The 12672-nt window shown below is 68.2% G+C and carries 15 protein-coding genes and 1 pseudogene; 7 read left to right on the forward strand and 9 right to left on the reverse strand.

Annotated elements, in window-relative coordinates:
- Positions 1-38 precede the first annotated feature (38 nt).
- The 6 genes from ACZZZB_RS07920 to ACZZZB_RS07945 form a co-directional block, all read right to left on the reverse strand.
- On the reverse strand, positions 39-905 hold the full coding sequence (locus ACZZZB_RS07920) for a hypothetical protein (protein ID WP_463529366.1): 867 nt from the start codon (positions 903-905) through the stop codon (positions 39-41).
- Positions 906-986: 81 nt separating this feature from the next.
- Positions 987-1694 carry a DUF3349 domain-containing protein gene (locus tag ACZZZB_RS07925; protein WP_463529367.1) on the reverse strand — a complete coding sequence of 236 codons (708 nt, stop codon included), beginning with the start codon at positions 1692-1694 and terminating at the stop codon, positions 987-989.
- Positions 1695-1720: 26 nt separating this feature from the next.
- On the reverse strand, positions 1721-2029 hold the full coding sequence (locus tag ACZZZB_RS07930; RefSeq protein WP_085512127.1) for a hypothetical protein: 309 nt from the start codon (positions 2027-2029) through the stop codon (positions 1721-1723).
- Between the two features lie 11 nt (positions 2030-2040).
- Entirely contained in the window at positions 2041-3252 is a 1212-nt protein-coding gene (locus ACZZZB_RS07935; protein ID WP_202939206.1) for an inorganic phosphate transporter, read from the reverse strand.
- 136 nt (positions 3253-3388) lie between these two features.
- Entirely contained in the window at positions 3389-3934 is a 546-nt protein-coding gene (locus ACZZZB_RS07940) for a hypothetical protein (protein WP_463529368.1), read from the reverse strand.
- Between the two features lie 119 nt (positions 3935-4053).
- Positions 4054-5520, reverse strand: coding sequence for an alanine/glycine:cation symporter family protein (locus tag ACZZZB_RS07945; protein WP_274499182.1), 1467 nt, complete (start codon positions 5518-5520; stop codon positions 4054-4056).
- Between the two features lie 94 nt (positions 5521-5614).
- Here ACZZZB_RS07945 and ACZZZB_RS07950 point away from each other — a divergent pair, with 94 nt between their 5' ends.
- From ACZZZB_RS07950 to ACZZZB_RS07960, 3 genes are all read left to right on the forward strand, one after another.
- On the forward strand, positions 5615-7093 hold the full coding sequence (locus ACZZZB_RS07950; RefSeq protein ID WP_463529369.1) for a TrkH family potassium uptake protein: 1479 nt from the start codon (positions 5615-5617) through the stop codon (positions 7091-7093).
- Between the two features lie 141 nt (positions 7094-7234).
- Complete coding sequence (locus ACZZZB_RS07955; RefSeq protein WP_463529370.1) at positions 7235-8470, forward strand: DUF2254 domain-containing protein; 1236 nt, start codon at positions 7235-7237, stop codon at positions 8468-8470.
- A 67-nt stretch (positions 8471-8537) separates the two neighbouring features.
- Positions 8538-9053 (forward strand): MarR family transcriptional regulator, encoded by a 516-nt coding sequence (locus ACZZZB_RS07960; RefSeq protein ID WP_463529371.1) that lies wholly within the window; start codon positions 8538-8540, stop codon positions 9051-9053.
- Between the two features lie 34 nt (positions 9054-9087).
- Here ACZZZB_RS07960 and ACZZZB_RS07965 read toward each other — a convergent pair whose 3' ends face one another.
- Entirely contained in the window at positions 9088-9606 is a 519-nt protein-coding gene (locus tag ACZZZB_RS07965; RefSeq protein WP_463529372.1) for a hypothetical protein, read from the reverse strand.
- 94 nt (positions 9607-9700) lie between these two features.
- Here ACZZZB_RS07965 and ACZZZB_RS07970 point away from each other — a divergent pair, with 94 nt between their 5' ends.
- Entirely contained in the window at positions 9701-9997 is a 297-nt protein-coding gene (locus ACZZZB_RS07970) for an iron-sulfur cluster assembly accessory protein (protein WP_079704745.1), read from the forward strand.
- A gap of 61 nt (positions 9998-10058) precedes the next feature.
- Here the strand turns inward: ACZZZB_RS07970 and ACZZZB_RS07975 are convergent.
- Positions 10059-10196: pseudogene (locus ACZZZB_RS07975) on the reverse strand (epoxide hydrolase N-terminal domain-containing protein); the annotation flags it as partial.
- 136 nt (positions 10197-10332) lie between these two features.
- On the opposite strand from ACZZZB_RS07975, the gene ACZZZB_RS07980 reads away from it, so the two are divergent.
- Together ACZZZB_RS07980 and ACZZZB_RS07985 are read left to right on the forward strand one after the other, a co-directional pair.
- Positions 10333-10860 (forward strand): GNAT family N-acetyltransferase, encoded by a 528-nt coding sequence (locus tag ACZZZB_RS07980; protein ID WP_463529373.1) that lies wholly within the window; start codon positions 10333-10335, stop codon positions 10858-10860.
- A gap of 76 nt (positions 10861-10936) precedes the next feature.
- Positions 10937-11458 carry a tetratricopeptide repeat protein gene (locus tag ACZZZB_RS07985; protein WP_463529374.1) on the forward strand — a complete coding sequence of 174 codons (522 nt, stop codon included), beginning with the start codon at positions 10937-10939 and terminating at the stop codon, positions 11456-11458.
- Positions 11459-11493: 35 nt separating this feature from the next.
- Here ACZZZB_RS07985 and ACZZZB_RS07990 read toward each other — a convergent pair whose 3' ends face one another.
- Entirely contained in the window at positions 11494-12120 is a 627-nt protein-coding gene (locus ACZZZB_RS07990) for a LysE family transporter (protein WP_463529375.1), read from the reverse strand.
- A 70-nt stretch (positions 12121-12190) separates the two neighbouring features.
- On the opposite strand from ACZZZB_RS07990, the gene ACZZZB_RS07995 reads away from it, so the two are divergent.
- Positions 12191-12610: an Lrp/AsnC family transcriptional regulator gene (locus ACZZZB_RS07995; protein ID WP_463529376.1), complete on the forward strand. Its 420-nt coding sequence runs from the start codon at positions 12191-12193 to the stop codon at positions 12608-12610.
- Positions 12611-12672: the final 62 nt, after the last annotated feature.

The following is a 12672-nucleotide window of genomic DNA, read 5'->3' on the forward strand; positions in this document are numbered from 1 at the left end:
AGGGTAACGCATCATCGCCCTCTCGTGGCGCTCGCGGATCAGCGCAGATACGCGTCGACCATGAACGGACCCCGGATGGCCCTGAGCGTATCGACCAACCGGTCGAGCGCGCGTCGGTTCCACGACGAGAGCTGGAGATCGAAGGGCCCGAGGGGCTCGAGCTTCCCGGTGCGAAGGCGGACCACCTCCCAGCCGGCGGACCGCAACGCGCGGTCCTTTCGTCGATCCACTTCCTCGCGGCGTCCGACGTGCTCGAGGCCGTGCCGGCCGATGCTGTCGTACTCGATGGCGATGCGCAGTTCCGGGTAGACCAGGTCGGGCCACACCTCCAGGTGTTGGAAGAACGGACGCTGCACTCGCACCGCGTTCAGTCCCTCCGTCAGCGCCAGCCGCTCATGGACGTCCGCGCGCAGCTGGGCCTCGACAGCGGACGCCGGTTTCGGCGCGCACACAGACGAGAAGGCCTCCCCCACCGGCAGGTCAGGGGTCTTCTCGCACAGCGACGGCTTCGGGCGCGCACGACGCTCCCGGATGAGCCCCGCGACCGCGGGCACCGGGTCGGTCACCGACTCCCGCATCGGCAGTGCGACGACCCTCGACGGATCGGCCTCGTCGGAACACTCCGGGCACCACGCGCTGCGGCGACGCTCGCGTCCGGGCCGCGAGCGCTGCTCGGCCGGCGTTGCGACGAACCGGTGCCCCCGATCGCACTGCCACTGCAGCAGGACGTCGGCGGCCGGCGGCACCTGGCTCAGGACGATCCCGGCGTTGAGATCCGCATGGTACTGACGCCACAGCGCTGGGAACGACGCCCAGGCTTGCCGGTAGGCGCCCACCGGGTACGGCGTCTCGAGGCCCTTCGACCACTGACGGCGGGCCCACCACGCTTCGACACGTTCCGGCACGAGCCGAACCTACGACGGGCCCCCGACACCGGCCACGAGCGAGGATGCAGTGGTCGTCACGTCAGCACCACCGCTCGACCGTCAGACCGCGAAGTCGCTCGGCCACCCGTGGTCGGTGAGCGACCGGCGGACACGCTCCACGTCCTCATCGCTCGGCAGCTCCGCGGTGACCCGCGCGATCGCGGTCGCGACGTCGACCCGGCTGAGCGACGTGTCGCCCTCCGCCGCGAGGCGCGCACCCACCTCAGCCACCTCGGCGTCGCTCAGCCGACGACGGAGGAGCGCCACGAGCGGGACGAAGTCCTGGTCGGGGAATCCTGCAGGGTACCCGGCTCGGAGCCAGCGCACGATGCGGGCGACCAGCCCTCCGCGTTCCTCGAGGAGGGTCGCACGCGCCTCTCGGCCGGCGTCGTCCTGGTCAGTCGCCACCGCGCGGACGTCGTCCGGGCTGCCGAGCGGCCACCCCGCGCTCGCGAGCCGGGCAGAGACGCGGACGAGGTCCTCCGGGAGCGCCGGACCGAGGAGGAGCTGTTCGACGCGCGCCCGCAGACGATCCTGACCGATCGGCTCGCCGGACGCCTCCGCCTGCTCCGCATCGATGAGTAGTCCGCCGACGACCTCGTCCAGCTCCTCGGGCGTGAGGCTCCGTCGGAGGATACCGAGCAGCGGCACGTAATCGTGCTCGGGCACGCCCGTCGGGTATCCGGCGCGGAGCCAACCGACGACGCGCGCCACCACACCGGACCCGTGGGCGGTGACCCCGACGCCGGTCGCGTCTGCGTCGTTCACGTCTGGGCCGTTCTCGTGCGACACGCTCAGTCCTTCGGGGTGAAGGTCGGGAACACGTGGTCGAAGCTGACCTCCTGCCCCAGGCCGGTGGCCACGATGATCGTGAGACCGACCAGCACCGCGGCGACGACGACGGCGAAGCACAGCACGCCGATGGCACGGAGGAGCCCCGACGGGATCGTCGGCGTGCCCGACCCGCTCCGGTCGTCGGACCCGGCGCCTCCGGCGACCGCGAACGAGCGGACACCCAGCGCGAAGAGCGCGGGAAGCCCGGCGCCGAGCACGAGCGCGATGACGGCCACCTGGGCGGCGGCTTCGAGGAAGAGCATGAACATGTCCGACGTCCTTACGCTGCGGTCTTCTGCGACGAGCGGGCGGGGGCGTCCTGCCAGTCGTCGTTCACGTTGTGGGATCCGATGCTGTCGCGGCGCGACCGCAGGTAGATGGCGAGCGCGACACCCACGAGGATTGCGACCATGAGGATTCCGCCGATCGCCCCGCCCGCGAGGTGACCGACCCACCACATCACCGCGCCCATGAGCGCGGCGGCCGGGAGGGTGATGATCCAGGCGACGACCATCCGCAGGGCCACCCGCCAGCGCACCTGCGCACCTGGCCGTCCGACCCCGGAGCCGAGGATCGATCCGGTCGCGACGTGCGTCGTGCTGAGGGCGAAGCCGAGGTGGCTCGAGGCGAGGATGACGGCGGCGGAGGAGCTCTCGGCGGCCATGCCCTGCGGTGTGTTCAACTCGACGATGCCCTTGCCGACGGTGCGGATGATCCGCCACCCGCCGATGTAGGTGCCGAGCGAGATCGCGAGGGCACACGCGAGCTTCACCCAGAGTGGGACCGACTCGGTGTCGTCCCAGCCGCCGGCAGCGATGAGCGCGAGGGTGATGACGCCCATCGTCTTCTGTGCGTCGTTCGTGCCGTGGGCGAGCGAGACGAGCGACGCGCTGCCGATCTGCCCGATCCGGAAGCCGCGGTGGAGCCGCCCCTGGGCGAGGTTGCCGATGACGCGGAAGACGAGCCAGGTGCCGATCGCAGCCACCGCGCCGGCGAGCAACGGCGACATGAGCGCCGGGAGGATGACCTTGCCGACGACGCCGTCGAGCTTCGAGCCGTCACCGGCCCAGTTCACGCCGTTCAGGCCGAGGCCTGCGAGCGTCGAGCCGATGAGCCCGCCGAAGAGCGCGTGCGACGAGCTCGACGGAAGACCGAGCAGCCAGGTGAGCAGGTTCCAGATGATGCCACCGATGAGCCCGGCGAGCACGATCAGCAGGAGCGCCGAGCCGCCGCCCTCCAGCAGCGCCGGATCGGGAGCTCCCGACGAGTCCTGGATCTTCACGACCGCGTTCGTGACGGTGAGCGCGACTTCGATGCTCAGGAACGCGCCCACGAGGTTCAGCACCGCCGAGAGGGTGACCGCGACCTTCGGCGGCAGCGCACCGGTGGCGATCGAGGTGGCCATCGCATTCGCCGTGTCGTGGAAGCCGTTGGTGAAGTCGAAGGCGAGCGCCGTGATCACGACGAGCGAGAGCAGGATGATGGGGTCCACGGCGACGAGCTTGCTCCTCGATCGCTGGATCGACAACGGGTGCGCGGGCGGATTCACCCGTTGTTCACGTGGGGAGGGGGCCGGAGGGGCGACGCGGAGATCGTCGGCCGGCTCCGCTTGTACAGTCCGGCCCGGGTCAGGCGAAGCGGTTGGAGAGCAACGTGCCGATCGAGTGCTGTCGAAGATCCTCAGCGACGAGGAGTTCGCCGGTGACGAGGGTCTCCGACTGATCGAAGTACTCGATCAATCGGCGGCAGAGCAGCGGCACGTCGACCTCACCCGACACGTCGATGCCGTTGATCGTGCTGGCGACCCCGAAGAGAATCTGCGCCTCCGCGGTCATCCTGGTCAGCACCGTCTGGAACTTCCCGGCCAACCGGCGGTCGTCGGCATGCTCACCCGCATCCACCAGCACCACGACCTCGACCGCGCCCGTCTGCACGGCGACGAGATCCCGCAGCAGGCCCGCCAGATCGGAGCACTGCTCGGCACCGTGACGCCGTGCTCCCGGCGGGACCTCGACGATCACCACATGCCACGTACCGTCCGCGATGGCGTGGGTGACCGGGATGTCCGCGTCACCGAGACATCGCTCGAGCACGTCGACGACCGGGTGTGGCCCTCCAACCACGTTCAGGGCGGGACGGGAGGCAGGCTCTGGCGGGGCGTCGACGGCTGGCATGGTGCTCCTCGGACGGCCGACCGGGTTCGGTCGGAAACGAGAGCGGTGTGTTCACCGCCCGCCGACCAGACTTCCCGGCGCACCGCTGTCGAGTGTAGACGCTCGAGCCTGATCCCGCGTCAGCGAACGGTGCGGGCCTCCTGCACGGGAAGGGGGCCGGTCACGCTGAGCGCGTCCTGCCAGCATTCGATCCCGCTGACTTCGGGCAACCGGTCACGGGTGAAGACCGGGTCGAGGCCGGCACGCCGCTGCGCGGAGTAGTCCTTCAACAGCTTGAACACGATGCCCGACAGCAACCCGATCGCGATGAGGTTCACCAGGGCCATGAGTCCCATGATGCCGTCGGCGGTGTTCCAGATGACGTCGGCCGAGGCGATCGAACCGAGGAAGATCACGGCGACGACGAGCACCCGGTACCCGGTGAGCACACGACGGCTCGACGAGATGAACTCGATGTTCGACTCGCCGTAGTAGTAGTTCCCGAGGATGGAGCTGAACGCCAGGAGGAAGATGATGATGCTCAGGAGGACGTTCGACCACTCACCGAGGTTGCCGACGATGGCGTTCTGGGTGAGTCCGATGCCGCGGGTCGCCCCGGCGAGGTCCGGTGAGGACACGAGGATGATGAACGCCGTGATCGAACATACGAGGAAGGTGTCGAAGTAGACGCCGAGGGTCTGGACGAGGCCCTGCTTCACCGGGTGCGTCACGGCCGCGCTCGCACCAGCGTTGGGCGCTGAACCGAGACCGGCCTCGTTCGAGAACATGCCCCGCTTCACGCCCGTCATGATGATGGTGCCCAGCGCTGCGCCGACCACTTCGTTGAACCCGAACGCCTGCGTGTAGATGGACGCGAACACGACCGGCAGCTGGTCGATGTTCATCCCGACGATGACGAGGCCGAGCAGCAGGTAGCCGAGTGCCATGGCCGGCACCACCGCCTGGGTCACGCTCGCGATGCGGCGGATTCCACCGAACACCACGAGCGCGGTGAGGGCAGCGAGCAGGATCCCGATCACCCAGGGAATCCAGCCGATCTCGCCGCCGAAGCTCGACGACACGGTTGCGCTGATCGTGTTGGCCTGCAGCGAGCTGAACGCGAAGGGGAAGCAGACGATGAGGATGACGGCGAAGATGATCCCCATCCAACGCGCCTTCAGGCCGTGCTGCATGTAGTAGGCAGGACCGCCGCGGAACCCGTCCTTGTCCCGCACCTTGAACAGCTGGCCGAGGGTCGACTCGACGAAGCTCGACGCGCCTCCGATGAACGCCATCGTCCACATCCAGAACACCGCTCCGGGTCCGCCGATCGCGATCGCCGTCCCGACACCCGCGATGTTGCCGACGCCGACCCGCGACGCGGCCGAGATCGTGAACGCTTGGAATGCCGAGACCGACTGCGGTTTACCGTCGTCACCGAGCGGCGTCTTGTTCGTGAGGGTGCGGAACATCTCGGGGATGAGCCGGAACTGCACCACGCCCGAGCGAACGGTGAAGTACAGACCGAGGAGCCCGAGGACGGGCAGCACCGCCCATGTCCACAACAGATCGCCACCGGCCAGGATCACTTCGTTCAGGATGTCCATCCCGAGAGTATGGCGCAGGCCACGGTCGTTGCGCACGATCCGTCCGTTCCCCGGCCCACTCGATGCGTGGGCCGGGGAACGCTACGATGCACGCGTGGCCGGATCGAAGAACACCCACGGAGGTCCCGATCGCGGGCCTGACGGCCCCGGGCCTCGCGACGACGTCGGGGGGCTTCGTTCCGTAGGTGCCGCCCTGGCCGATTGGTGGCGGCGTGCCCCGTCACCGCGGCCTCATCATCTGCTCCCCGAACTGACCAAACGATCTCCCGCACAGGTCGCACTGCTGATCTTCCTCGCGGCCGCCGCCGGTTTCACCGCACTGCTGAGCCTGCCGATCGCGGCGGCTGACGGCCGTGCGACGCCGCTTCATGATTCGCTGTTCACGGCGGTCTCCGCGATCACGGTGACCGGGCTCGTCACCGTCGACACCGCGACGCACTGGTCCTTCTTCGGCCAGGTCGTGATCCTCGTCGGCATCCAGGTCGGCGGGCTCGGCATCGTGACGATCGCGCTCCTCCTCGCCCGCGTCGTCACGAGACAGCTCGGGGTGCGCAGCAAACTGTTCGCACAACAGAGCATCGGTACGTCCAAGCTCGGCGAGGTGGGGACGCTGCTGCGAATCGTGGTGTTGACCACCCTGACGATCGAGCTCGTCCTCGCCCTGGTCCTGATTCCCCGATTCATCATGGTGGAGGAGTCCTGGTCCGAAGGGCTCTGGCACGGGCTCTTCTACGCCATCTCCTCGTTCAACAACGCCGGCTTCGTCCTCAACAAGGGAGGACTGGGACGCTTCGACGGTGACCCGTTCATCCTCGTCCCCATCATGGTCGGAGTGTTCGTCGGCAGCTTCGGGTTCCCCGTGTTCCTGACCCTCCTCAATCGGCGACTCGACTACAAGCGCTGGACACTGCACACCAAGCTGACCCTGACCGTCACCACGATCCTGCTCGTGATCGGCGCGGTGCTCTGGGGTGCCCTCGAGTGGTCGAACGACGAGACGATCGGCAAACTCTCGGTGGGTGACAAGGTCTTCCATGCGCTCTTCGCCTCGACGATGATGCGCTCGGGCGGATTCTCCCTCACCGACGTCGGAGACTCCCACCCCGTGACCCTGCTCGCGACCGACGCGCTCATGTTCGTCGGAGGTGGATCGGCCTCGACCGCCGGAGGCATCAAGGTCGTCACCCTCGCGGTGCTCCTCCTCGCGATCGTGGCAGAGGCCCGAGGCGATCGACATGTGACGGTGTTCTCCCGTCGGATCCCCAGCGATACCCTCCGCGTCGCCATCAGCGTCACGTTCCTCGGTGCGACACTCGTCCTCACGGCCACAGCCCTGCTCATGAGCGTCAGCGACGCCCCGCTCGACCGCATCCTGTTCGAGGCCATCTCCGCCTTCGCGACGTGCGGCCTGTCCGTCGGGCTCAGCGAAGAACTGGAACCGTTCGGCAAGTACGTCCTCGCCGCGCTCATGCTCGCCGGACGTGTCGGTCCGATCGGGCTCGCTGCAGCACTGGCGATCCGGCAACGGAACCTGCTGTTCACCGCTCCTGAGGAGCGCCCCATCGTCGGCTGACGCCCACGCCCGACCTCGGTCGAGGGTGCCCGACGACGTTTCCGCTCGCTCCGCCGATCAGATGGGCCGGTCAATCCGGCGGTGACGGTGCGACTGCATTCTCCGGCAGGATGGTGTTCCGCCGTCGACCGCAAGGACATCATGAAGACAGGTCTCTCGAGGTTCCTCTTCCTGCTCGGTAAGAAGGTGTGGGCCAGGGCCGCCGTGTTCACGTTGATGGCCGTCGCCTTCGCTCTCGCGGCCGGCTTCATCGGGGGCCTCCTCCCGTTCCGGCTGGTGATCGACCTCGGTCAGGACTCCGTCGGATCGATCCTGCAGATCATCGCGAGCTCGATGCTCGCGGTCACGACGTTCTCGATCACCGCGATGGTGACCGTCTACTCGTCGGCGACCACGATCGCGACGCCGCGAGCGACGCAGCTCATGGTCGAGGACACCACCTCGCAGAACGCGCTGTCAACGTTCGTCGGCGGTTTCACCTTCTCCCTCGTCGGCATCATCGCGTTGTCGACGGGCTACTACGGCGACCAGGGACGCACGATCCTGTTCGTCGGAACACTGGTGATGATCACAATCATCGTCGTGACGCTCCTGCGCTGGATCGCCCATCTCTCCACCTTCGGCCGCATGTCCGACATCATCGACCGCGTCGAGTCCGCTGCCACGACGTCGCTCAGCGCCTATGCAGAGTCGCCGTCACTTGGCGCGAACCCACTCGCCGGACCGGACCGCCAGGGAACAACCGTGTTCGCCGACAAGCCCGGGTACGTCGTCTTCGTGGACCTGCCGATGCTGGACCAAGCCGCGGCGGACGCCGACGTCTCCATCCAGGTGGTCGCGACGGCAGGCCGGGTCGCCGACGCGACGACACCGCTCGCGATCGTCGAGGGCGAGACGGGGACGAAGCTGCAGGCGTCGATCCGGCGGGCCTTCCGGATCGCGGCCCATCGCACCTACGAGCAGGACCCGCGTCTCGGCGTGATCGCCTTGGCCGAGATCGGCAGCCGGGCCCTCTCGCCGGCGACGAACGACCCGGGCACGGCGATCGAGATCATCGGAGCCCTGCAACGGGTCTTCACGGCGACCCTCACCACGACGCGCGACGTCGACGTCGACTACCCGCTGGTCTGGGTCCGCAGCGTCACCCTCGAGGACCTCGTGATGGATGCGTTCCGTCCGCTCTCGCGCGATGGCGCCGGCATCCTCGAAGTCCAGATGCGACTGCAGAAGTGCTTCGCAGCGCTGGCGGCCACCGCACCCGACCAAGCGGACACGTTCCGTACCGCCGCGACACTCGCCCTGCAGCGCTCGTCGACCAAGTTGGACGACGCCGATGTCGCAGTGCTCGACGCACTGCACCGGCGACTGAACGCCTGAGCACGCACGCACACACCCCGTCATCGGGCGATGTCGCCGCGCCCGCCGGGTGTGGACGACTTGTACGATGACGAGCGAAGACGTCGCGTATCGGACGCGGGTGGAGGTCGGTCAGGTGGCAGAGGTCGAGGACACGGCCGCGGTGGAAGCGACCCTCATCGCCTCGCGGGCACTCCTCGGCGTGGTTGCCCGCTCCTTGACCGGGGTCCTGCAGGAGATCAGCCTGCCGCAGTTCCGCGTGCTCGTGATCCTCTCGACGCAGGAACGACTGCGCATCGGGCGGCTCGCCGTGCAGCTGCACATGCACCCGTCGACCTTCTCCCGGGTGATCGACCGGATGACCTCGAAGGACTGGGTTCGTCGCGTTCCGAGCTCCGACAGCCGCCGGGAGGTCCTCGTGGAGATCACGGAATCCGGCGCCGCGATCGTGTCGGAGGTGACGGAACGCCGACGACAGGAGATCGCACGGATCCTCGAGCGGATGCCGATGACCGACCAGCATGCACTCGTGGACGCACTCAACCGGTTCGCGCTCGCCGCCGGCGAACCTGCCGCGACGGAACTGCTCGACCTCGGCCTCTGATCGATCGGGGTGCCGCCAGGAAGCTTCCCGAGCCCTAGGGCTCTGTGTTGACGCCGACGTGGGCTGGGTCGTCGGAGAGTTCGATCCAGACCCCGTCGGGGAACGCATCGACGAGGGGCTGCGGACCCGACTGGCCGGCCTGGCGTCGAATCGCCTCATCCAGCACCGCCACGAGCATCGCCGTCTGCTTCGCCATCGGCGGCAACGGCGGTATCAGCATCGGCGGATGGGTCCAGCACTCGAGGGCGAGCGCCGGCAGTCCCGAGGCGACCGCATCGATGAATTCGTCTGCGAACCGGTCATGCAGGCCGGAGCGGACGCCTCGGGCATCGACGGTTTCGGCAGGCTCGCAGCATCGACTGATCGCGTAGGCCAGCAAGAACGCGTTGCAACGCTCCCAGGCGTCCTCGGACTCGTCGCGAAGGTGACTGATCGCGGCCGCACGATCATCATCGGACGTCCCAGCGTCGAGCAATCGTCGAGCGGTCTGGAGTAGCTCGTTCTGGAGCGGTCGCTGGGCGGCCTCCAGCAGATTCAGGTCGTCCACGGACATCTCCATTCGGTATCGGTACAGGGCAACTGTTGCACTCATGCACACATCACCTCAAGCTGAAAGGGAAAGCCGACTCATCACCGGAAGGAACACCATGCTCACGTTGACCCAGAACGCCGTCACGGTCATCCGGACGCTCGCAACCCGAACCGACGACCCACGCACCGGCGGTCTTCGCATCCGATCCGAAGCGGAGCGTGCGTCGCACTTCGCGGTCGATCTCGCCACCGAGCCCGAGATCGGCGACGAGGTCGTCGAAGACCGCGGCGCCAGAGTCTTCCTCGACCCTGTCGCCTGTCCTCGCATGGAGAAGAAGGAACTCGACGCCCTGATCGACGGTGGCAGCGTGCGGTTCGAGGTTCGCGACCAGGAACGGCCCGCGCTGTTGTAGACCCGCAGCCGGAGACCCCATCCGCTGTCGAGTGGTCGCGGGCGCAAGCGCATCTGCGGAGGTAGCGGATCGGGACCCCCGTCGCCCAATCGTCGCCCGGCAGAGCCGCTGAGAAACGTGTCTCCCTGAGCCGGCGGCTGAGGTCGTCCACCGCATTCGCGGGGATGTCGATTCGAAACGGCTGGATACCGGCGTGCATGACAGGTTTCCTTCCATCGCGTGCAGGCTCGAGCGAGCCACGTCACGGGAGCGACGATAGGAACGAACGAGGACACGACCTGTCCTCCGCTGAGATGCGCGGAGCGACAGACAGCGATGGGTGCGATGCTCGATTCATGCCATGGCCTGTGATCGAACCGCTGGTGTCCGAGCGCCTCGCGCTGGAGCCGTTGTCGCTCGACCATGCCCGGCCGATGGTCGACGTCCCCTCCGACCCCTCCCTGTACACGTTCACCGGCGGAGAGCCGCCGACGCTCGACGCACTCTCCACTCGATACGCCGCCCAGATCCGCGGGCCGGCCGACGGCTCGCAAGCCTGGTTCAACTGGATCGCGCGGCGGCACGACACCGGCGCGCTCGTCGGGTTCGTCCAGGCCACCGTGACGTCCCAGGCCCAGGACACGCTGGCCGAGATCGCGTGGGTCGTCGATCCAGCCCACCAACGCAAAGGCTTCGCCTCCGAAGCGACGGCCGCCCTGATCGGTTGGCTGCACGCTCGAGGGGTCACCCGGCTCACCGCGCACATCCATCCGGAGCACACGGCATCTCAGTGGGTGGCGTACCGCCAGGGCCTACGCCCGACATCGAGCATCGAGGACGGCGAGGTCCGTTGGGAATCGCCGTCTCACGACGATCGCTCCTGAAGCCGAGGGTCCAGCTCGGCACGCCCGATAGCCTGTCTCCACCGAATCCAGCCCGATCGCTCCCGGAGAATCGACCATGACGCACACGCTCGACGCACAGCTCGACAGCATCTTCGCGGCTCGAGACCGGGCTGACATGGGTCCGACCATCGAAGCGCTGCTGCCCATTTACGACGAGCACCCTCACCACCCGAGAGTCCTCTACGAGCTCGGTGGCGCCTACGACACCGCGGGCGAGGAGGCGAGAGCACTCGACCTCTACGAGCGGGCCATGGAGAGCGGCCTGGCGGGAGACATCCGTCGCCGTTGCTACCTCCAGTACGGAAGCACCCTCCGCAACCTCGACCGGATCGATGAGTCGCTGGAGGTCTTCGCACGGGCGCGTGCAGAGTTCCCGGGGTCAGTCGCGCTCGGAGCATTCGAAGCCCTGACCCTCCACGCCGCCGGGCGGGCGAACGCCGCGCTGTCGAGCCTCCTCGAACTCCTGGCCGAGCACGTCGACGCGCGTGAGCTCACGCGTTACAAGCCGGCCCTGCGAGGCAACGCCGAGTACCTCCGGTCACTGGACGAGGAGCCCCGGTCCACGACGGAGGACTGACGGCGCCGACGCCGCAGGCCATGGGCCTCACGTCGTCACAGCGCCTGGACGATGAGGGCGACACCGAATGCGACGATCAAGCCGTTGCCGACGACGGCCGTCCACCTCCGAAAGGACGCGCCCGTCCTCCGCCGGAGTCCGGCTCCGAGCGCGACCAGCAGCGCCTGCCAGCCGAAGGATGCGAGTCCGGCACCCACGATGAAGGCGACCGCCGTCGACCCTGATTCCGTGAACTCGGCCAGCCCGGTCAAGATCGCCGCGAAGTACACCAGGGTGGCCGGGTTGATCGCCGTCAGGCCGAGGAAGAGCAGGTAGCGCTGACGCGAGGTGCCCGAGCGCTCAGCGGGCGGTTCCCCGGCTGACGGCCTCGTGCGGAGGGCCTGCAGCAGACCGTGCGCTCCGAGCGCGATGACGGCGACACCACCGAGGAGTTGCGGCCAGGGCGACCAGCCGCTCACGATGGGGCCGGCGAGCGCACCGGCAGCGACGGCGGCCGTGCAGTACGACACGTCCACCGTCGCCACGGCAGCCGCCGCAGGAAGTCCACGGCGCAGCCCGCGCGTGATGCCCTCCTGGAGGAGCAGGAGCCCGATCGCCCCGAGCGGCGCGGCCAGAGCGAGGCCGGCGACGGAACCGGCGAGGAGGGCGAGGAGGACATCCATGCCGACGACTCTGGCGCAGCGCACTGGTCCCGACAGTGCGTTCCGGCAGTGAGACGGCATACTGTGTCGCATGGACGATCTCGACAGTGCAATCATCGGCGTGCTGCAGCTGAACGCGAGGACATCGTTCAGTGAGCTCGGCCGTCAGATCGGGTTGAGCACGAATGCGACGGCGGCCCGTGTGCGTCGCCTGGAGCACAGCGGCGTCATCACCGGGTACCGAGCGATCCTCGGCTCCGATGCCCCGGTCGCCGAGGACGGCCTGGAGGCGTTCATCGACGTCCGACTCGACCCCGCGCGCAAGTCGGAGGAGTTCCTGGAGTGGACACGACGGATCCCCGAGATCAGAGACGCAGTGCACGTCACCGGCGCCCACGACTACCTCGTCCACATCCGCGTCGCCGGCACCGCCGCCCTCGACCGCCTCCTCCGCAGCATGAAGAACGACGGAGGGGCGACCCACACACAGACGCGGCTGGCGCTCCGGTAGGCATGAAGTCGGCACGAGTCGGCGTCAGGACGCCCGCTCGATAATCGGACGAACGACCCCGG

This window comes from Plantibacter sp. AC185 (assembly GCF_979258065.1).